The organism is Pseudolysinimonas sp. (assembly GCF_044239695.1).
Lineage (GTDB): Bacteria > Actinomycetota > Actinomycetes > Actinomycetales > Microbacteriaceae > Pseudolysinimonas_A.
Genome location: NZ_JBIIAW010000012.1, coordinates 18,479 through 36,989 on the forward strand (window position 1 = coordinate 18,479; position 18,511 = coordinate 36,989).

Here is an 18,511-nt window from a genome sequence, read left to right on the forward strand (position 1 = left end):
GGGGATCCGGCTTATTCGCCGCGAGTCGCCGCCCGGGCCAATCGCGCGACTTCGCCCCGCGTCGACACCTGCCAGCGCGACCGGATGTCGGCGAGATGCTTCTCGACGGTCTTCACGCTGATCCCGAGCTCCCGCGCGATCGCCGCGTTGCCGAGACCCCGGGCGAGGGCGTCGGCCACGGCCCGCTGACGCGGGGTGAGCGACACGTCGACCCCGTCATCGGGGACCCGATCGGCGAGAGCCTCCCCGACGGCGAGGCGGGAAGCCGCACCGAACGCCGCGAGCACCCGCGAGACGTGAGCGCGTACCGTGTGATCGGAGAGGTGCAGGGCGCGGGCGATCCCCGCGTTCGACGCGCCCTGGGCGACGAGCAGCGCCACGTCGCGTTCCCGCGCCGACAGGCCCGGCCAGCCGACCCCCGCGACCGGACGCAGGCGCCGGCCGCTGCGCCGAAGCTCCCGCGCCGCCGACATCCGCACCGCGCGGAAGCCGGTGCTCTCCGCGAGCGCCACCGCGGCTTCCAGGCGCGCCGTGGCGACCCCGGCCTCCGACGCGGAGAGCCGCGCCCGCGAGCCGACGATCTCGCCTTCGGCGGCTTCGACCGCACGTCCTTCGGCCGTCGCCAGCCCGACCGCGAGATCGGCGAGTTCGACCGCCTCGCGCGGGCGTCCGGCGAGGAGCGCGACGCGGCTGTCGAGCCGCGCGATCGTCGAACCCGCGATCGGATGTCCGCGCAGGTGGACGGCCTGATCCGCCCAGGCCTCGGCCGCGTCGATGTCGGCGTCGGCGGCCGCCAGCGCGACGAGCAGCTCGAGTCCGAGCGCCCGGTCGACGATCGTCAGCGCGCTGAGGCGCTCATCGCCGCCGGCTTCGAGCACGAGCCGCGCCGAACGCCGGACGTCGCCGACGGCGGTCAGCCCGAACGCGGCGAGCAGACGGCATCCGCTCGACAGGTAGCCGGGGGCGGCCAGATCGCCCGCCTCGACCCGGTCGGCGAGGCGGCGCGCGGCGCCTCGATCGGCGGCGTTGCCGCGCACGAGGGAGTTCGCGCTGGCGACGAGCAGCTCGAGCAGCGGCGCCCGCCGACCCGTCGCGAGGTCGCGGACGATCGCCTCGGCGTCGTCGATCCGGCCAAGGAAGACCAGGAGGCGCGCTCGATGGACCCGCACGAGATCGCCGAACGGATGATCTCCCGGCCACGCCGGTACCGGGCCCGACGCGTCGACGACGGAGGCGGCCAGATTCAGCCGTCCGCAGGCGAGCGCCGCCTCGGCGACGAGGTAGCGGACGGCATCCGCGGCGGGCGACGCGTCGAGGGTTCCCAGCTGTTCGAACGCCTCGGTCAGCGGATCGCCGGATGCCGTCGTGGTCGGCGCGGCATCCGTCCACGTCGTCGCGGCACCCGGCCACCATCCGGCGGCCGCCAGGCCGCGCGCGGCGAGGGCTCCGACGCGCGCGGTGTCGTCGCCTCCGCCCGCGAGGGCGTCGTCGGCGAGGCGGGCCGAGGTCTCGTAGTCGGAGCGCATGAACGCCGCGAACGACGCGAGCACGAGGAACCACGGATCGTCCCCCGAGCCCGCGTGATCGGTGACGAGATCGAGCGCGTCGGTCGCGCGTCCGTCGAGGACGAGGCGGAAGACGTCCGCGGTGACCGACGCGCGATTCACCGCAGCCGGATCCGCTGACAGAACGGGCAGAAGTGCGACCCGCGGTTCATGAACTCCTCGCGCACGATCGGGCGACCGCACCGCGGACACGGCTTACCGTGCTGCCCGTACGCGTTGAGGGAGTGCGAGAAGTAGCCGGACGCTCCGTTGACGTTCACGTAGGTGCTGCTGAACGACGTGCCGCCTTCGACGAGCGCCCGGCCGAGCACGAGACGCACCTCGGCGAGCAGCGTCGTCGCGCGGGGACGGCTGAGGCTCCTCGTCGGCTGGTCGTAGTGGATGCGGGCCGCCCAGAGCGCCTCGTCGGCGTAGATGTTGCCGATGCCGCTGACCAGCGTCTGGTCGAGCAGGGCGCGCTTGATCCCGGTGTCCTTCGCGGCGAGGCGACGCAGGAACAGCCGATCGTCGAACAACGGGTCGACCGGGTCGCGGGCGATGTGGCCCACCTGCGACGGGATCAGCTGCGCGGGATGATCGCGCGCCGGAACCAGCACGTCCAGCGCCATCGACCCGAAGATGCGCTGATCGACGAAGTCGACCCGCACCGGGCCGTGACCGGGGCTGTCGACATCCAGGACGATGCGGGTGAGCCGGTCGCGCGCGGCGTCGGGGTCGCGCAGCAGCACCTGACCCGACATCCCGAGGTGCACGACGAGCGCTTCGTCACGGCCGTCGACGGGGATCCAGAGGAACTTGCCGCGCCGCTCGGGGGTGCGCAACCGCGCGCCGGTGACCCGCTCGACGAAGTCCTCCTCGGGACCGTCGTGGCGGCGCAGCGACCGGGGATCGAGCACCTCGACGCGGGTGACCGTCGCGCCGGTGACGGCGGGTTCCAGGCCGTGGCGCACGACCTCGACCTCGGGGAGCTCCGGCATCCGCTACGCCGTGCCGCGACGGGGCTTCTGGGTGGAGTGCAGCACGGCCCAGGCGGCCAGCGCGGCGGCCATCTCGGCCTGCTTCTTGCTGGTGCCGTCGCCCTCGGCGATCTGCTCGTCGGCGAGGGACACCACCGCGTGGAACCGCTTCGAGTGATCGGGGCCGCTGTCGGTGACGAGGTACTGCGGCAGGCCCTTGCCGAGCCGGGTGGAGAGCTCCTGCAGGCTCGTCTTCGGGTCCATCGCCGCGCCGAACCGCTCCGGATCGGCCAGCAGCGGGTCGATCAGCCGCAGCACGAACGCGGTGGCCGCATCCCCGCCCGCCGAGAGGTAGACGGCCCCGATGAGCGCCTCGAGGGCGTCGGCGAGGATCGACGACTTCTCGCGCCCCCCGGTCAGCTCCTCCCCGCGCCCGAGACGGAGGTGGGCACCGAGGTCGATCATCCGGGCGATCTCAGCGAGGGCGACGGCCGAGACCAGGCTCGCGCGACGCTTCGCCAACTCGCCCTCGTCGAGTCCGGGGTTCTCGCGGTAGAGCATGACCGTCACGGCCTGCCCGAGGATCGAGTCGCCGAGGAACTCGAGACGCTCGTTGTGGGCGATCCCGCCGTTCTCGTAGGCGTAGGAACGGTGGGTCAGCGCCAGCTCGAGAAGCTCGGCATCAACGGAGATGCCGAGCTTCGTGGCGAGTTCGTCCGGGGGTGCCGCGTTGTCTGAGGCAGAGCCCGCGGGCGTCGGGCGAGGGGACGTCAGACGTCCGCGACCTTGCGACCCTTGTACTCCAGGTACAGGGGGGTGCCGGCCGAGTCCTCGACGACCTTCGCGCGGTGCGGGAGGCTGTAGGTGACCTTGCCGTTCTCGATCGTCTTCACGAGCTGAACCGGGGTCGCCTTCCACTGCGAACGGCGGGAGTGCGTGTTCGAGCGCGACTGCTTGCGCTTGGGAACGGCCATGTCTATCTCTTCTCGTTGGTGTCTGAGTCTGTGTCGAGCTGAAGGCTCTGCAGCGCCGCCCACCTCGGGTCGGGCGCTTCATCGATCGGCTGCTCGAACCCGTCCGGAAGCCTCTCCCCGGTGAGGGGGTCGAGGCCGGGACAGTCCGGGCGGCAGACCGGCTGGAACGGTAGCGACAACACCACCGCATCCCTCACGACGGGTTCGAGATCCAGCTGGTCGTCTCGAACCACGAAGTCGAAAGCTTCGTCTGGAGAATACGCGAAAAGCTCCTGGAATTCGACTTCGACGTCGATCTCGACCGGGTCGAGGCACCGTACGCACTCGGCGCGGGCGAGCGTGTCGACCTCCGCGGACACCAGGATGCCGTCGTGGAGCCCCTCGAGGCGCACCTCGACGTGCACGTTCTCGCCCTCCGCGACCGACGCGGCGCCCTCGCCGAGCTTCTCGGGCGCGGCGACGTCGAGCGTGCGCTCGCGCATCTCGCCGGGGCGGTGCACGAGGTCGCGGACATTCACGACGTACGGGGATGCGGACACAAGCTCTGATTCTAGTTGGCGGGTTGAGTGCCCGCCGGAGGCGGGTGTATCGAAACCCACATCCGAGTTACTCGAGGGCGGTTTCGATACACCGCGCTGCGCGCGGCACTCAACCCGCGGTGAGGGCGGTGAGGGCTTCGTCGATGATCGCGAGGCCGCGGCGGGCCTCCTCGGGCGTGATGACGCACGGCGGCACGACGTGCAGCCGGTTGTCGGCGACGAACGGCAGCAGCCCCCGCGACATCAGCTCGCCCTTCAGCGCGGCGATGGTCGCTCCGGGGACGGGCTCGCGGGTCTCGCGGTCCTGCACGAGGTCGAGCGCCCAGAACACGCCGACACCGCGCACCTCGCCGATGATCGGATGCTTCGCCGCGAGCGCGTGCAGGCCCGGGCCGAGCACATCCTCACCGATGGCGGCGGCGTTCTCGACGATGCCCTCCTCCTCCATCGCATCGATCGCCGCGACGATGGACGCCATCGCGAGGGGATGCCCGGAGTAGGTGAGGCCGCCCGGGAACACCTGGTCGTCGAACGCGCCCGAGATCGACTCGGAGATGATGACGCCGCCCGCCGGCACATAGCCCGAGTTGACGCCCTTCGCGAAGGTGATGAGGTCGGGCACGACGCCGTCGGGGTTGACGAGGGGATGCTGCCAGGAGAACCAGGACCCGGTGCGGCCGAAGCCCGACATGACCTCGTCGAGGATCAGCACGATGCCGTGCTTGTCGCAGAGGGCGCGCACGCCCGACAGGTATCCCGGGGGCGGGATCATCACGCCGGCGGTGCCGGGGACGCCTTCGAGCAGGATGGCGGCGATCGACGCCGCCCCCTCCGACACGATGACCCGTTCGAGGTGGTGCAGGGCGCGGGCGCTCTCCTCCTCCGGGGTCGTCGCCCAGAACTCGGTGCGGTAGAGGAACGGGCCGAAGAAGTGCACGTGGCCGCGGGCGTACTCGTTCGGCACCCGACGCCAGTCGCCGGTCGCGACGACGGCCGCCCCGGTGTTGCCGTGGTAGCTGCGGTAGGTCGAGAGCACCTTGTCGCGACCGGTGGTGAGACGCGCCATGCGGATCGCGTTCTCGTTGGCATCGGCCCCGCCGTTGGTGAAGAACACCCGTCCGAATTCGGGCCCCGCCTTCGCGAGGATGCGCGCGGCGGCCTCGCCGCGGGCGAGGTTCGCGTGCGCGGGCGCGACCATCGGCAGCTCGGCCGCCTGCTTCTGGATCGCAGCGACGACCTTGGGATGCGTGTGGCCGATGTTCATGTTGACCAGCTGGCTCGAGAAGTCGAGGTAGCGGGCGCCGTCGTAGTCCCACACTTCGCTGCCGTGGCCGCCGGCGACGACGAACGGCGCGAGCGCACCCTGCGCCGACCAGGAGTGGAAGACGTGCGCGCGGTCGAGGTCGTACGTCAACTTCCCGAGGGCGGGATCGAGGTCGGCGGCGTTGTCGGTCATCGGGGTGGTGCCTTTCGTGCGGTGGTGCGAATGCGGAGGGATGCGGGGGGACGTCCGGCGGGACGCCTCCCCCCGCATCCGGTGCTGCTTAGATTCCGCCGGCCTTGAGGGTGACGGTGATCGGGCTGAACGAGGCACCCGTGACGTCGACGCCTTCGGCTTCGAGAGCCGCGATCGCCTCCAGGATGTAGTCGTTCGAGTACGCCGTGGTCGGCGGTTCGGTGGTGATCAGCTTCACACCATCCTGGTTGACCGACGCCAGCGAACCGTCGACTGTCTGCGCCCAGGCGTTGGCGTCGACGACGCCGATGCCGTTCGCGGCCGGCCAGACCAGCTTGTTGACCTCGTTCATCTGCCACAGCTGGTGGCCGGGGCCGACGGGGAACGCGGCGTCCGCGTCGAGGGCGGCGGCGTAGGAGATCGACGCGCCTTCCTCGGGGTTGTCACGGGTGTAGACCCAGCCCTTGATGACGGCCTTGAGGAACTCGACCGTCTGCGCCTCGAACGCCGGGTCACCGAGCGCCTCGGTGCGGGCCCAGATCGCATCCTGCAGCATGGCGCCGACGGTGTCGGCGTAGCTGACGACGTCGAAATCCTCCGGCTGGTACAGCTCACCGGTGTCGGGGTTGACCGTCTCGAGCACCTGCGCCCACTCGTTGTAGGTCATCGCCTGGGCGGCATCGACGTCGCCGTCGAGGAGCGCGTTCATCGAGAAGTCCTGCGTCGTGATCGAGACCGACGTGGAGTCGAGGCCCTCGGCCGCCATCGCGGCGAAGATCTCCCACTCGTTGCCGAAGCCCCACGAGCCGATGCGCTTCCCCTCGAACCCGGCGACCGTGTCGATGCCCTCGCCGGCGAATGAGACCTGGAGGGTGCCGGAGGTCTGGAAGATCTGCGCGACGTTGGTGACCTCGATGCTGTTGGCCTCGATCGAGCCGAGCACCTTCGGCACCCAGGCGATCGCGTAGTCGGCCTCGCCGGCGAACAGCGCCTCCTGCGGAACGATGTCGCCGCCGGTCGGCACGATCGTCACGTCGAGTCCGGCCTCGGCGAAGTAGCCGAGGCAGTCGGCGGCGTAGTACCCGGCGAACTGCGCCTGCGGCAACCACTGCAGCATGAGGGTGACCGGGGCGAGCGTCGCCGCGGGGTCGGGCTCGACGCAATCGACGGCGGGGAGCTCGGTGGGGGTGTCGTCGAGAGCCTCGGGGGTCTCCTCGGCGGTCGGGGTCGTGCAGCCGGCGAGCAGCAGCGCGGCGAGCGCGGTGCCGGTCGCCAGCGCGAGGGCGCTTCTCTTGCGGTGGATCATGGTGATTCCTCTCTGGTGTGGGATGCAGGGGTGGAACAACTGCTTCCGGCTACGTCGACGGACGATGACGCGTCACGAGCCACTCGAGCAGCATCGTGAGGAGGAACAGGGCGAGGCCGATGGCGATCGCGGCGCCGACGTAGCCCCACGCCAGGGCGGTCTTGCCGGATTTCGCGTAACTGACGATCGGGGTACCGAGACCCTCCGCGGGGCCGCCGAAGTACTCGGCGACGAGGGCGGAGATGACGGCGAGCGACGAGGCGATGCGCACCCCGGTGAGCAGATAGGGCATCGCCGTCGGCAGCGTCAGCTTGCGGAAGGTCTGGCGGCCGTTCGCGGCGTAGGCACGTAACAGGTCGCGATGCACGGGACGCGTCTGCCGCAGGCCGCGCAGCACGTTGACGAACACCGGGATGAAGGCCGCGATGCCGGCGATGACCTGGCGACCCGACTGGGTGGAGGCGCCGAGCATCGTGTTGAGGATCGGGGTGAGCGCCACGATCGGCACGACGGCGAGCGCCGCGATGAGCGGGGCGACCATGCCGTCGAAGAGGCGGAACCGCGCGGCGAGGGCCGCCGCCGTGATGCCGAGGAGGGTGCCGCCGGCCAGGCCGATGACGGCGTTCGTGCCGGTGATGAGCGCGTCTTCGACGATGACTCCACCGAACTCGCCGACCTGGCCGGCGATCGCCGCGGGACTCGGGATCATCGTGGGGGCCAGGCGCACGACATCCGTCAGCAGCACCCAGACCCCGAGCAGCAGCAGCCCGACGACGACCGGGGCGACGATCCTGCCGGCCACCGCCTTGCCCTGAGCCTGTCGAAGGGTCATCGCTCGTCCGCCCGGGTGACGGGGGTGCCGTGCAGCGCCTCACGGACGGCGGTGACCTTTGCGAAGAACTCCGGGCTCTCACGCAGCGACTCCGCGCGCGACGCCCCGAACGGGATGTCGACGACCTCGGTGATGCGGCCGGGTCGCGGCGACATCACGACGACACGGTCGGCGAGGTAGACCGCTTCGGGGATCGAGTGGGTCACGAACACGACAGCGGCGCCGGTTTCGGCGCAGATGCGGGCGAGCTCGGTCTGCATCCGCTCGCGGGTCATCTCATCCAGCGCGCCGAACGGCTCGTCCATGAGCAGCAGCCGCGGGCCTTCGGCGAGAGCCCGGGCGATCGCGACGCGCTGCTGCATCCCCCCGGAGAGCTGGTCGGGGTAGTGCCCGACGAAGTCCGACAGCCCGACCATCGCCGCGAGGTCGGCGACCCGGGCGGCGCGTTCGGTCTTCGACGCGACGTGCAGTTCGAGCGGCAACGCGATGTTCGCCGCGACCGTGCGCCAGGGCAGCAGCCCGGCCTGTTGGAACGCGATGCCGTAGTCCTGGTCGAGGCGCGCCTTCGTCGGCGTCTTGCCGAACACCTCGAGGGTGCCCGCGCTCACCGCGTCGAGGTCGGCGATGAGGCGCATGAGGGTCGACTTGCCGCAGCCCGAGGGGCCGATGAGCGCGACGAACTCCCCCGCGGCGACCTCCAGGTCGATCCCTTCGAGGGCGTGCACCTCCCCCGCCTTCGACGCGAACGTCTTGGTGACGCCGACGGCCCTCACGGCGAACTCACTCATGCGGGCACTTCTCCTCGGCGGTAGCGGTTCAGGAACAGGCCGAGCAGCGCGACGGATCCCGCCGCGACGAGCCCGAGCACGACGGCGCCGAAGATCGGCGACCAGGGCTTCGCGGGGTCGGAGGAGCCCTGGCTGGCGAGCCCGATGATCATCCGGCCGATGCCGCCCTCCATGTTGATCGACACCTCGGCGACGATCGCGCCGACGACGGCGTTCGCCGCCCCGAGGCGCAGGGCGGGCAGCAGGTACGGCACCGCGGCGGGCAGGCGCAGCTTCCGCAGGGTCGTCCAGTAGCCGGCGCCGTAGCTGTGCAGCAGCTCGAGATGGATGCGGTCGGGCGCCGAGAGGCCGCGCAGGATGCCGACCGTCATCGGGAAGAACGCGAGATACGAGGCGACGACGGCGACCGACATCCATTCCGGCCAGGGCACGCCGCCCTGCGACGCCTGCCGACCGAGGCTCGCGATGAGCGGCGCGAAGGCGACGAGCGGCACCGTCTGGCTGACGACGATCCAGGGCAGGATGCCCCACTCGGCGAGCCGCCAGCGCTGCATGACGAGCGCGAGCACCGCCGCGACGACGAGCCCGAGCAGCCAGCCGACGGCGGCGACGCCGAGGGTGGTGAGCGCGGCGGCGAGCACGAGTTGCCACATCGGCGTCGAGTCCCCGCCGCTGGAGGCTCCGAACAGTCGCGACACCATGTCCCAGACGTGCGGCATCGCGCGGTCATGCGTGCGCGGCAGGATGCGGATGCCCGATCCCCGGTCGCCCTCGACGGCGCCGATCACGACGCCGTCCGCCGGCCCGAGGTACTTGTACAACTCCCACGCGGCGACGAGCGCGACGATGCCTGCCAGGCCCAGCAGGATCGCGCGCGCGTGCTTCACGTAGGTCAGCTCTTCGCGGTGATGTGTGCGGACATGGCGGGGATGACGGTCTCGCCGTACACGCGGAGGGTCTCCTCCTTGTTGTCGTGCTGGAGGTAACCGGCGAACTGGTGCACGCCGATCGCCTCGAGTTCCTTCAACTTCGCGACGTGCTCCTCGGCGGTGCCGAGCACGCAGAACCGGTCGACGATCTCGTCGGGCACGAAGTCGACGTGGTCGTTCTCGGCCTTGCCGTGCGAGTTGTAGTCGTAGCCCTCGCGACCCTTGATGTAGTCGGTGAGCGCCTGCGGCACGGCACCCGAGTCCCCGTACTTCGCGACGATGTCGGCGACGTGGTTGCCGACCATCCCGCCGAACCAGCGGGACTGCTCGCGGGCGTGGGCGAGGCCGGCCTCCGTGCCATCGGTGATGTAGAACGGTGCCGCGACGCAGAAGGTGATCGCGTCGGGGTCGCGTCCGGCCGCTTCGGCCGCCGACCGCACCGTCGCGATCATCCATTTCGCGATGTCGACGTCGGCGAGCTGCAGGATGAAGCCGTCGCCGACCTCCCCCGTCAGCTTGAGCGCGAGCGGGCCGTAGGCGGCGACCCAGACCTCGAGCTCCGAGCCGGTCGACCACGGGAACCGCAGCTCCGCGCCGTTGTACTCGACGCTGCGTGAGTTGCCGAGTTCGCGGATGACGTGGATCGACTCGCGCAGCTCCTTGAGCGTCGTCGGCTTGCCGTTGGTGACGCGCACCGCCGAGTCGCCGCGGCCGATGCCGACGACCGTGCGGTTGCCGTACATCTCGTTGAGCGTCGCGAAGACGGATGCCGTGACGGTCCAGTCGCGCGTCGCCGGGTTGGTGACGAACGGGCCGACCTTCACCCGCCGCGTCTCGGCGAGGATCGCGCTGTAGATGACGTACGGCTCCTGCCAGAGCAGGTGCGAGTCGAACGTCCAGACGTGACTGAAGCCGTGCTGCTCGGCGAGCTTGGCGAGGTGCACCGTCCGGCTCGCCGGCGGGTTGGTCTGAAGTACTGCTCCGAAGTCCATGCGCTCGTCTCTCGTGAACTCAGACCAGGTACTGCGACAGGCCGCGCTTGAGGTAGCTGCCGTCGCCCTTCCGACCGAGGTACTGGTTGTCGTCGACGATGACCTTGCCGCGACTGAGCACCGTGTCGACGTGGCCGTCGACCTGGAAGCCCTCCCACGCGGAGTGGTCCATGTTCATGTGGTGCGTCGCGGCCGAGATCGTCGTGCGCCCGTTCGGGTCGTAGACGACGACGTCCGCATCCGCCCCGGGCTGGATGACGCCCTTGCGTCCGTAGAGACCGAACATGCGCGCGGGGGTCGTGCTCGTGATCTCCACCCAGCGCTCGAGCGTGATCTGCCCGGTGACGACGCCCTGGTAGAGCAGATCCATCCGGTGCTCGACGCTGCCGATGCCGTTCGGGATCTTGCGGAAGTCGTCCGTGCCGAGCTCCTTCTGGCCCTTCATGCAGAACGGGCAGTGGTCGGTCGAGACCATCTGCAGGTCGTTCGTGCGCAGGGCCTGCCACATGTGGTCCTGGTGCCCCTCCTCCCGGGAGCGCAGCGGCGTCGAGCACACCCACTTGGCGCCTTCGAAGTCGCCCCACTCCTCCGAGGTCGCGCCGAGCTGCTCCTCAAGCGAGAGGTAGAGGTACTGCGGGCAGGTCTCGCCGAAGACGTTCTGGCCGTTGTCGCGGGCGGCGGCCAACTGCGCGACCGCCTGCTTCGCGCTCACGTGCACGACGTAGAGCGGAGCGCCGGTGAGGTGGGAGAGCATGATCGCCCGGTGCGTCGCCTCTTCCTCCATCTGCCAAGCGCGGGCGATGCCGTGGTAGTACGGCGTCGTCTTGCCCGACTCGGCGAGCTGAGCTGCGAGCACATCGATCGCGGGACCGTTCTCGGCGTGCATCATCGTCAGCAGCCCGAGGTCGGCGGCCTTCTGCATCGCCCGCAGGATCTGGCCGTCGTCGGAGTAGAACACCCCCGGGTAGGCCATGAAGAGCTTGTAACTCGTGATGCCTTCATCCACGAGCGTCGGCAGGTAGGCGAGGGACGCGTCGTCGACGCCGCCGACGATCTGGTGGAAGCCGTAGTCGATCGCGCAGTTGCCGGCGGCCTTCTCGTGCCAGGCGGCGAGGCCGTCGGGCACGCGGGTGCCTGCGGTCTGCACCGCGAAGTCGATGACCGAGGTCGTTCCGCCCCACGCCGCGGCCCGGGTGCCGGACTCGAAACTGTCGGACGCCTCGGTGCCGCCGAACGGCAGCTCGAAGTGGGTGTGCGCGTCGATCCCGCCAGGGATGACGTACTTGCCGGTGGCATCCACGACGGTGTCGGCGGACGCGGCGAGGTCGCTGCCGAAGACGTTCGAGCCCGGGTGCACGACGGCGACGATCTTCTCGCCGTCGATGAGCACGTCGGCCTCGACCCGGCCGGTGGCGGAGACGACGGTGCCGCCGGTGATCAGCGTGGTCGCCATCAGGGCTTCACCGTCGAGGTGTACGACTCGGGGCGGCGGTCCCGGTAGAACTGCCAGTCGTCGCGCATCTGCTGCACCATGTCCAGGTCGAGATCGCGGATGAGGATCTCCTCGGTCTGGCCCGAACCGCGCTCGCCGACGAAGTTGCCGCGCGGGTCGATCACCTGCGAGGTGCCGTAGAAGTCGACGGCGAGTTCGCCGTACTCGTTGTCTTCGCGCCCGACGCGGTTCGGCTGGAGCACGAAGTAGCCGTTGGCGACCGCGGCGGCCGGCCCCTCGACCTCCCACAGGCGGTTGCTCAGCCCCGGCTTCGTCGCGTTCGGGTTGAACACCATGTGCGCCCCGTTGAGCCCGAGCTCGCGCCAGCCCTCCGGGAAGTGCCGGTCGTAGCAGATGTAGACGCCGATCTTGCCGACCTTGGTGTCGAAGACCGGGTAGCCGAGGTTGCCCGGGCGGAAGTAGAACTTCTCCCAGAAACGGTCGAGGTGCGGGATGTGGTGCTTGCGGTACTTGCCGAGGATCTCGCCGTCGGCATCCACCACCACCGCGGTGTTGTAGTACACGCCGGTCATGTCCTCCTCGTAGATGGGGAGGATCATCACGACGCCGAGTTCCTTCGCGAGCGCCGCGAAGCGCTGCACGATGGGACCGTCGGCGGGCTCCGCGTACCGGTAGTACTTCTTGTCTTCCGTGATGCCGAAGTAGGGCCCGTAGAAGAGTTCCTGGAAGCAGACCACCTGCGCGCCCTGCGCCGCTGCCTCGCGCGCGAAGCCCTCATGCTTGTCGAGCATGGACTCCTTGTCGCCGGTCCAGGTCGTCTGGGTGATCGCCGCGCGAACCACGTTGCTCATGCCGGTCCTTCCGAGGGTTGCCTTTTGTTATTGTTCGCCGTAAACATTTCTCTGATGTTTCATTCCGTGACGCTGGCGTAACAGAAGTGTGGGGGGTTCCGGGTGAAGTCGGTAGCTCTCGCGATCGAGGAGCGGTCGCCGCACGGCATCGCCTCGGCGATCTCCCGGCTCATCACGACCGGCGACCTCGCCCCCGGCGACCGCCTTCCCACGGTGCGCGACCTCGCCCGCGACCTCGGCGTCTCACCGGCGACCGTCAGCCACGCCTGGCAGACGCTCGCCGCCGCCGGGCTCATCACCTCCCGCGGACGATCGGGAAGCTTCGTGCGCTCGATGCCCCGCGAGTGGATGCCGCGGCGCTACCAGGGACTCGACGGCTCTCTCGAGGCGGCGCTGGACCTGTCGCGCGGCACCCCGGATCCGGCGCTGCTCCCCCGGCTCGGGCCGCTGTTCGCGTCGCTCGAGGTGCACGCCGACACGATCTCGTACCAGGCCAAGCCCGACATCCCGGAGCTGCACGACCTGCTGCGCGCGACCTGGCCGGCCGAGGTGGAGTCGATCACGGTGACCAACGGCGCCCTCGACGGCATCGACCGCGTCCTCGCGACGCTCGTGCGCTACGGCGACCGGGTGCTCGTCGAAAATCCGACGTTCCCGCCCTTCCTCGACCTGCTCGACGCCTACGGTCTGGAACCGGTAGGGGTCGAGATGGATGCCGAGGGCATGCTCCCCGACGCGTTCGCCGCGGCGCTCGGCACCTCGCCCTCCGTCGTGCTGCTCCAGACCCGCGCCCACAATCCGACGGGGGCGTCGCTCTCCCCCGAGCGCGCCGCCCAGTTGGGCCGTCTGCTGGCCCGCAGCCGCACCGCGCCTCACGCGATCGTGATCGAGGACGACCACTCCGGGTCGATCTCGTCCTCCCCCGACGTGACGCTCGCGACGACGATCCCGGAGCGCGTCATCCACGTGCGGTCGTTCTCGAAATCTCACGGACCAGATCTCCGGATCGGAGCGCTCGGCGGGCCGCGGACCCTCGTCGACAAGGTCGTCGCCCGCCGCTTGCTCGGGCCCGGGTGGACGTCGCGCACGATCCAGTCGATCCTGCACGGGCTGCTCACCGACACGCGTGCCGTGGCGCAGGTCGAGGCGGCCCGCGAGACCTACCTCCAGCGCCGACTCGCGCTGCGGGCCGAACTCCTTGACCGCGGCATCGACCTGCCGCCCGGCGACGGCATCAACGCCTGGCTGCCGGTCGCCGACGAACGGGATGCCCTCGTGCACCTCGCCGCGGCGGGCATCCGCGTCGCCCCGGGGACGCCGTTCCTGCTCGGCGACGACGTGACGCCGCACGTGCGGGTGACCGTCGGTGTCGTGCCGGTCGCCTCCGCATCCCTCGTCGCCGCCGCACTCGCCGCCGCCGCGGGCTAGCGTGGCCGGGTGAAGATCACCGTGCTCGCCGGCGGAGTAGGCGGTGCCCGCTTCCTGCTCGGCGCCCGCCAGTACCTACGGGATGCCGGGGCCGATCCGGCGGCCGACCTCACCGCGATCGTCAACACCGCCGACGATCTCTGGCTCGCCGGCCTGCGCGTCACCCCCGATCTCGACTCGATCCTCTACGCCCTCGCCGGCGTCAACGACACCGCCCGGGGCTGGGGCCGCGCGGGCGACACCGAAGTGGTCAACACCGAGCTCGCGGCGTGGGGCGCCGCCTGGCCGTGGTTCACGCTCGGCGACCTCGACATCGCCGCCTCTCTCGCCCGCACGGCGTGGCTGCGCGATGGGCTTCCGCTCGCCGAGGTCGTCACCCGGCTCGCCGCCCGGTGGGACGTCGGGGCGAGGCTCCTGCCGGCCACCGGCGACGAGGCCGAGACGATCGTGCACCTCGCCGCACCCGCCGACGACGGCCGCACCGAGCTGCATTTCCAGGAGTGGTGGGTGCGCTACCGGGCGGCCCTGCCCGCCGCGTCGTTCGAGGTGCGCGGTGCCGCCGACGCCCGCCCGGCGGACGGGGTGCTCGACGCGATCGCCACGGCGGATGTCGTGCTCCTGGCTCCGTCGAACCCCGTGGTGTCGATCGGGTCGATCCTGGAGATCCCCGGGATCCGCGACGCACTCGGCCGCACGACGGCGAGAGTCGTCGGCGTCTCACCGATCATCGGAGGCGCCGTCGTGCGCGGCATGGCCGACGCCTGCCTCACCGCGATCGGCGTCGCGACGAGCGCCGATGCGGTCGCCCGACGGTACGGGTCGCGCACCGACGGCGGGCTGCTCGACGGCTGGCTCGTCGACACGGTGGATGCCGGAGTCGTCGACGCGCTCACGGCGGACGGCATCCCGACCCGGGCCGTGCCGCTGTGGATGACCGATCCCGCGACGACGGCTCAGCTCGTGGCGGACGCCGTCGACCTCGCCAACTGAGCGGGGGTGTCGACGTCGTGCCGCAGGGGCGAGCGTCGCGGCACCGGCAGCCGGTGCAGCCCGAGCGCCCGGTGACGGGATGCCGACCCCCGTCCGAACGCGGAGAGCCAGGACACCCGGGCGCGGGCGGTGACGAGGGTCGTTCCCGTTCCGGCCGCGTCGGCGACGTAGCACCGGGGATGCCGGGCCGCCGCGGCGAGCGCACGCGCGAGCTCGGCCGGGACGAGGTTCGGGAGGTCGCCGAGCAGCACCGCCCGGGGTGCTGACGCCGGGATCGTGGCGAGGGCCGACGCGATCGCGGCCGCCAGCCCGCGCGGCGCGAGCTCCCGCACGACGCGCACCTGCGGCATCCCGTCGAGGTCGGCCGCGGTCGCCGGATCGGCCGTGACGACCACGACCGCGGCGACTCCGACCGCGCGCGACGCCGCACGGACGGTCGAGACGCCGAGCGCCCGCACGACCGATTCCGTGGCGCCCAGGCGCGACTTGCCGGCGGCCGCGGGCTTGAGCGGCACGACGATCGTCCATCCGCCGCGCCTCACCACCACTCGACGGTAGACCAGGTCGCCCGGCTAGGCTGGAATCCGGTCCCCGGGCTCACTCTGGCCTGCGGTTCGCGCTCCCGTTTCTGGGGCGACGACCGGCGCCTGTCTCGGCGCTCCTCGTCCCTGCGCGCCCTCCCGGAGATCCCATGACCCGTGTTCCCTTCCTGCTCGTCCCTCTCGTCCTCCTCGCCGGATGCGCGGTTCCCGCCGCGTCGCCTCCCGTCGAGTCGCCCACCGCCGACGCCGTCACCGTCGACAACTGCGGCGTGCCGGTCGCCTTCACCGAGCCGCCGCAGCGCGTGGTCGCGATCAAGTCGACGTCGACCGAGATGATGCTCGCGCTCGGCGTCGGCGACCGCATCGTCGGCACGGCGTTCCAAGACGGGCCGGTTCCCGACGAGTGGGCGGTCGATGCCGCCGGGATCCCCGAGATCAGCGACTTCATGCCGAGCGAGGAGGCCGTGCTCGAGCTCGAACCCGACCTCGTGTACTCGGGGTGGGAGTCGGCGTTCGCCGCCGATGCGGCCGGCGAACGCGACGAGCTCGCCGCCCTCGGTGTCGCCTCCTACGTGCAACCCGCCGCCTGCCGGTCGGCCGGGGTTCCCGGGAAGCTGACCTTCGACGAGGTGTTCCGCGAGATCCAGGAGGCCGCCGACATCTTCGGCGTCTCCGCCGACGAACTGCTCGCCGCGCAGCAGGCGGAACTGGCGGCCGTCGAGCCCGACGACCGCGGACTCACCGCGCTCTGGTACTCGTCGGGCACCGACATCCCGTACGTCGGCGCCGGGCTCGGCGCCCCCCAGCTCGTGCTGGAGACCGCCGGGCTGACCAACATCGCCGCCGACATCGAGATGACCTGGTCGAGCTTCGGCTGGGAGTCGGTCGTCGCGGCGGACCCCGACGTGATCGTGCTGATCGACGCCGACTGGAACACCGCGGCGTCGAAGATCGATCTGCTCGAATCCAACCCGGCGACCGCCGCCCTGTCGGCGGTGCGGAACGCGCGGTACCTCGTGCTGCCGTTCCCGGCGGGCGAGGCGGGCGTGCGCACGGTCTCCGCGGCGACGTCGGTCGCGACGCAACTCGCGGAGCTCGACCTGCCGTGACCCGCACGACGGCACGAGGGGTGATCGCCGGCGGCGTGCTGGCGGTCGCCCTCGTGCTCTCGATCTCGTTCGCGGTCACGATCGGCCCCGCCGACCTCACCGTCGGCGAGGTCTGGGGCTCGATCGGCGCGCACCTCACCGGTGCGGACTCGCAGCTCACCGTGCTGCGCGACGGGATCGTCTGGGAGCTGCGGCTGCCCCGCATCCTCACCGCCGCGGCGGTCGGCGCCGGACTCGCCCTCGTCGGCGCGATCATGCAGGCGCTCACCCGCAACCAGCTCGCGGACCCCTACCTGCTGGGCATCTCGTCGGGAGCCTCCCTCGGTGCCGTCACCGTGCTGCTGCTCGGCGCCGCGGTGCTGCTGCCGGTCGCCGCGTTCGCCGGCGCCGTGCTCGCCCTCGCCGCGACCCTCGCCCTCGCCGGGGCCTTCGGGCGCATCACCCCGACCCGCACCGTGCTCGCCGGCGTCGCCGTCTCGTCTCTCGCCGCGGCGATCACGTCGTTCGTCATCTTCTGGGTGGCCACCGGCGACGCCTACCGCGAAGTGCTCTCCTGGCTGCTCGGGTCGCTCGCCGGCGCGCGCTGGGATTCCGTGGCGATCGCCGGCATCGCGGTGCTCGTGCTCGGCGTGCCGCTCGCGCTCACCGGACGCATCTTGGATGCCTTCGCCCTCGGTGACACGACGGCGGCGAGCGTCGGCATCCCGGTGCAGGGCGTGCGCTGGACGCTGCTCGGCGCGGGAGCCCTGCTCACCGGAGCGCTCGTCGCGGTGAGCGGGTCGATCGGCTTCGTCGGACTCGTGCTGCCGCACGCGGTGCGGCTGCTCGTCGGTCCGGGACACCGCGCGCTGCTGCCGCTCTCGGCCCTCACCGGGGCGGTGTTCCTGGTCTGGGCCGACACCCTCGCCCGCACCGTGTTCGAGCCGCGGGAGCTGCCGGTGGGCATCGTCACGGCGATCATCGGGGCGCCGGTGTTCGCGGCCCTGCTCGTGCGGCGTCGGAGCGAGGCATGAGCCTCTCGGTCGCCGCCGTCACCGTCGTCGTCGACGGGACGACCCTCGTCGACGAGGCCACCTTCGACGCCCCGGCGGGCCGGGTCACCGCGCTCCTCGGACCCAACGGCGCGGGCAAGTCGACGCTGCTGCGGGCGATCGCCGGCATCCGCCGCCCCGCGGTCGGCACCGTGCACCTCGACGGCGTCGACCTCCTCGCGATGCGGCGCCGCGACCGCGCCCGGCGCGTCGCGCTCGTCGAGCAGGAGGCGTCGACCGAACTCCCCCTCACCTCCCGCGCCGTGGCGGGCCTCGGCCGCACCCCGCACGAGGCGCTGCTCGGCGGTCGCGACCCGTCGTCGGACGATCTCGTCACGAAGGCGCTGACGGATGCCGGCGCGTTCGAGCTCGCCGACCGCGAAGTCCCCTCGCTCTCCGGCGGTGAGCGCCAGCGCGTGCTGCTCGCCCGGGCACTCGCCCAGCAGCCGCGCCTGCTGCTGCTCGACGAACCGATGAACCACCTCGACATCGCCGCCCAGCTCGACGTGCTCACCCTGCTCGCGCGGCTCGCCGCCGACGGGGTGACGGTCGTCGCCGCGATGCACGACCTCGCCCTCGCCGCCTCCCACGCCGACCAGGTCGTGGTGCTAGCCGCCGGACAGGTCGTGGCATCCGGCCCGACCGCCGAGACGCTGACGCCCGAGCTCATCCACGCGGTCTACGGCGTGCGCGCGGCGTGGACGACGAATCCGCTCACCGGGACGCCGCTGCTCGCGCTCGGCTGAGCCGGTTTCGATACACCGCCTCCG

19 protein-coding genes are annotated in these 18,511 nt (G+C 71.3%); 5 read left to right on the forward strand and 14 right to left on the reverse strand.

Translation table 11 applies throughout. The features are described from left to right. Positions 1-11 precede the first annotated feature (11 nt). From ACILQS_RS03460 to ACILQS_RS03520, 13 genes are all read right to left on the reverse strand, one after another. Positions 12-1,667, reverse strand: a complete 1,656-nt coding sequence (locus tag ACILQS_RS03460) for a LuxR C-terminal-related transcriptional regulator (RefSeq protein ID WP_395638706.1) — start codon at positions 1,665-1,667, stop codon at positions 12-14. Beyond that, on the reverse strand, positions 1,664-2,542 hold the full coding sequence (mutM, locus tag ACILQS_RS03465) for a bifunctional DNA-formamidopyrimidine glycosylase/DNA-(apurinic or apyrimidinic site) lyase (protein ID WP_395638707.1): 879 nt from the start codon (positions 2,540-2,542) through the stop codon (positions 1,664-1,666). Before mutM ends, ACILQS_RS03460 begins: the two co-directional genes overlap by 4 nt. 3 nt (positions 2,543-2,545) lie before the next feature. Then, positions 2,546-3,214 (reverse strand): ribonuclease III, encoded by a 669-nt coding sequence (gene rnc, locus ACILQS_RS03470; RefSeq protein WP_395638729.1) that lies wholly within the window; start codon positions 3,212-3,214, stop codon positions 2,546-2,548. A gap of 77 nt (positions 3,215-3,291) precedes the next feature. After that, a complete protein-coding gene (gene rpmF, locus ACILQS_RS03475; RefSeq protein ID WP_191281622.1) occupies positions 3,292-3,495 on the reverse strand; it encodes a 50S ribosomal protein L32 in 204 nt (67 codons plus the stop codon). Between the two features lie 2 nt (positions 3,496-3,497). Next, complete coding sequence (locus ACILQS_RS03480) at positions 3,498-3,977, reverse strand: YceD family protein (protein ID WP_395638730.1); 480 nt, start codon at positions 3,975-3,977, stop codon at positions 3,498-3,500. Between the two features lie 166 nt (positions 3,978-4,143). Continuing rightward, a complete protein-coding gene (locus tag ACILQS_RS03485) occupies positions 4,144-5,490 on the reverse strand; it encodes an aspartate aminotransferase family protein (protein ID WP_395638708.1) in 1,347 nt (448 codons plus the stop codon). An 88-nt stretch (positions 5,491-5,578) separates the two neighbouring features. Then, positions 5,579-6,796, reverse strand: coding sequence for an ABC transporter substrate-binding protein (locus tag ACILQS_RS03490; protein WP_395638709.1), 1,218 nt, complete (start codon positions 6,794-6,796; stop codon positions 5,579-5,581). A gap of 49 nt (positions 6,797-6,845) precedes the next feature. Continuing rightward, positions 6,846-7,628 (reverse strand): ABC transporter permease, encoded by a 783-nt coding sequence (locus tag ACILQS_RS03495; RefSeq protein ID WP_395638710.1) that lies wholly within the window; start codon positions 7,626-7,628, stop codon positions 6,846-6,848. Continuing rightward, positions 7,625-8,416 carry an ABC transporter ATP-binding protein gene (locus ACILQS_RS03500; RefSeq protein WP_395638711.1) on the reverse strand — a complete coding sequence of 264 codons (792 nt, stop codon included), beginning with the start codon at positions 8,414-8,416 and terminating at the stop codon, positions 7,625-7,627. The genes ACILQS_RS03495 and ACILQS_RS03500 overlap by 4 nt, the downstream gene beginning before the upstream one ends. Next, a complete protein-coding gene (locus ACILQS_RS03505) occupies positions 8,413-9,303 on the reverse strand; it encodes an ABC transporter permease (RefSeq protein WP_395638712.1) in 891 nt (296 codons plus the stop codon). The genes ACILQS_RS03500 and ACILQS_RS03505 overlap by 4 nt, the downstream gene beginning before the upstream one ends. A gap of 5 nt (positions 9,304-9,308) precedes the next feature. Next, the gene (locus tag ACILQS_RS03510; protein WP_395638713.1) at positions 9,309-10,337 is read right to left on the reverse strand and encodes a TIGR03842 family LLM class F420-dependent oxidoreductase; all 1,029 of its coding nucleotides are present in this window, start codon (positions 10,335-10,337) and stop codon (positions 9,309-9,311) included. Between the two features lie 19 nt (positions 10,338-10,356). After that, complete coding sequence (gene hydA / locus ACILQS_RS03515) at positions 10,357-11,790, reverse strand: dihydropyrimidinase (protein ID WP_395638714.1); 1,434 nt, start codon at positions 11,788-11,790, stop codon at positions 10,357-10,359. Beyond that, complete coding sequence (locus ACILQS_RS03520; RefSeq protein ID WP_395638715.1) at positions 11,790-12,641, reverse strand: nitrilase-related carbon-nitrogen hydrolase; 852 nt, start codon at positions 12,639-12,641, stop codon at positions 11,790-11,792. The genes hydA and ACILQS_RS03520 overlap by 1 nt, the downstream gene beginning before the upstream one ends. Positions 12,642-12,743: 102 nt before the next feature. Between ACILQS_RS03520 and ACILQS_RS03525 the strand changes: the two genes are divergently transcribed. Beyond that, on the forward strand, positions 12,744-14,069 hold the full coding sequence (locus ACILQS_RS03525; RefSeq protein ID WP_395638716.1) for a PLP-dependent aminotransferase family protein: 1,326 nt from the start codon (positions 12,744-12,746) through the stop codon (positions 14,067-14,069). 9 nt (positions 14,070-14,078) lie between these two features. Continuing rightward, positions 14,079-15,059 carry a 2-phospho-L-lactate transferase gene (gene cofD, locus ACILQS_RS03530; RefSeq protein WP_395638717.1) on the forward strand — a complete coding sequence of 327 codons (981 nt, stop codon included), beginning with the start codon at positions 14,079-14,081 and terminating at the stop codon, positions 15,057-15,059. On the opposite strand, the gene ACILQS_RS03535 is transcribed toward cofD, so the two are convergent. Further along, on the reverse strand, positions 15,023-15,604 hold the full coding sequence (locus ACILQS_RS03535; protein WP_395638718.1) for an NTP transferase domain-containing protein: 582 nt from the start codon (positions 15,602-15,604) through the stop codon (positions 15,023-15,025). The two genes, cofD and ACILQS_RS03535, sit on opposite strands and share 37 nt — an antisense overlap. Before the next feature lie 146 nt (positions 15,605-15,750). Here ACILQS_RS03535 and ACILQS_RS03540 point away from each other — a divergent pair, with 146 nt between their 5' ends. From ACILQS_RS03540 to ACILQS_RS03550, 3 genes are read left to right on the forward strand one after another with little or no spacing between them, the layout of a single operon-like run. Further along, a complete protein-coding gene (locus ACILQS_RS03540; protein WP_395638719.1) occupies positions 15,751-16,710 on the forward strand; it encodes a putative F420-0 ABC transporter substrate-binding protein in 960 nt (319 codons plus the stop codon). Further along, positions 16,707-17,723: a putative F420-0 ABC transporter permease subunit gene (locus tag ACILQS_RS03545; RefSeq protein ID WP_395638720.1), complete on the forward strand. Its 1,017-nt coding sequence runs from the start codon at positions 16,707-16,709 to the stop codon at positions 17,721-17,723. The genes ACILQS_RS03540 and ACILQS_RS03545 overlap by 4 nt, the downstream gene beginning before the upstream one ends. Next, positions 17,720-18,487, forward strand: a complete 768-nt coding sequence (locus ACILQS_RS03550; protein WP_395638721.1) for an ABC transporter ATP-binding protein — start codon at positions 17,720-17,722, stop codon at positions 18,485-18,487. The genes ACILQS_RS03545 and ACILQS_RS03550 overlap by 4 nt, the downstream gene beginning before the upstream one ends. The last annotated feature ends 24 nt before the right edge of the window (positions 18,488-18,511 follow it).

What these genes read in the sequence shown, in the direction of transcription:
- ACILQS_RS03550 (WP_395638721.1), top strand. Translation starts at nt 17,720, where the DNA reads ATGAGCCTCTCGGTCGCCGCCGTCACCGTCGTCGTCGACGGGACGACC.
- ACILQS_RS03495 (WP_395638710.1), bottom strand. Translation starts at nt 7,628, where the DNA reads ATGACCCTTCGACAGGCTCAGGGCAAGGCGGTGGCCGGCAGGATCGTC.
- hydA (WP_395638714.1), bottom strand. Translation starts at nt 11,790, where the DNA reads ATGGCGACCACGCTGATCACCGGCGGCACCGTCGTCTCCGCCACCGGC.
- ACILQS_RS03490 (WP_395638709.1), bottom strand. Translation starts at nt 6,796, where the DNA reads ATGATCCACCGCAAGAGAAGCGCCCTCGCGCTGGCGACCGGCACCGCG.
- ACILQS_RS03520 (WP_395638715.1), bottom strand. Translation starts at nt 12,641, where the DNA reads ATGAGCAACGTGGTTCGCGCGGCGATCACCCAGACGACCTGGACCGGC.
- ACILQS_RS03510 (WP_395638713.1), bottom strand. Translation starts at nt 10,337, where the DNA reads ATGGACTTCGGAGCAGTACTTCAGACCAACCCGCCGGCGAGCCGGACG.
- ACILQS_RS03485 (WP_395638708.1), bottom strand. Translation starts at nt 5,490, where the DNA reads ATGACCGACAACGCCGCCGACCTCGATCCCGCCCTCGGGAAGTTGACG.
- ACILQS_RS03500 (WP_395638711.1), bottom strand. Translation starts at nt 8,416, where the DNA reads ATGAGTGAGTTCGCCGTGAGGGCCGTCGGCGTCACCAAGACGTTCGCG.
- mutM (WP_395638707.1), bottom strand. Translation starts at nt 2,542, where the DNA reads ATGCCGGAGCTCCCCGAGGTCGAGGTCGTGCGCCACGGCCTGGAACCC.
- ACILQS_RS03540 (WP_395638719.1), top strand. Translation starts at nt 15,751, where the DNA reads ATGACCCGTGTTCCCTTCCTGCTCGTCCCTCTCGTCCTCCTCGCCGGA.
- rpmF (WP_191281622.1), bottom strand. Translation starts at nt 3,495, where the DNA reads ATGGCCGTTCCCAAGCGCAAGCAGTCGCGCTCGAACACGCACTCCCGC.
- ACILQS_RS03480 (WP_395638730.1), bottom strand. Translation starts at nt 3,977, where the DNA reads ATGCGCGAGCGCACGCTCGACGTCGCCGCGCCCGAGAAGCTCGGCGAG.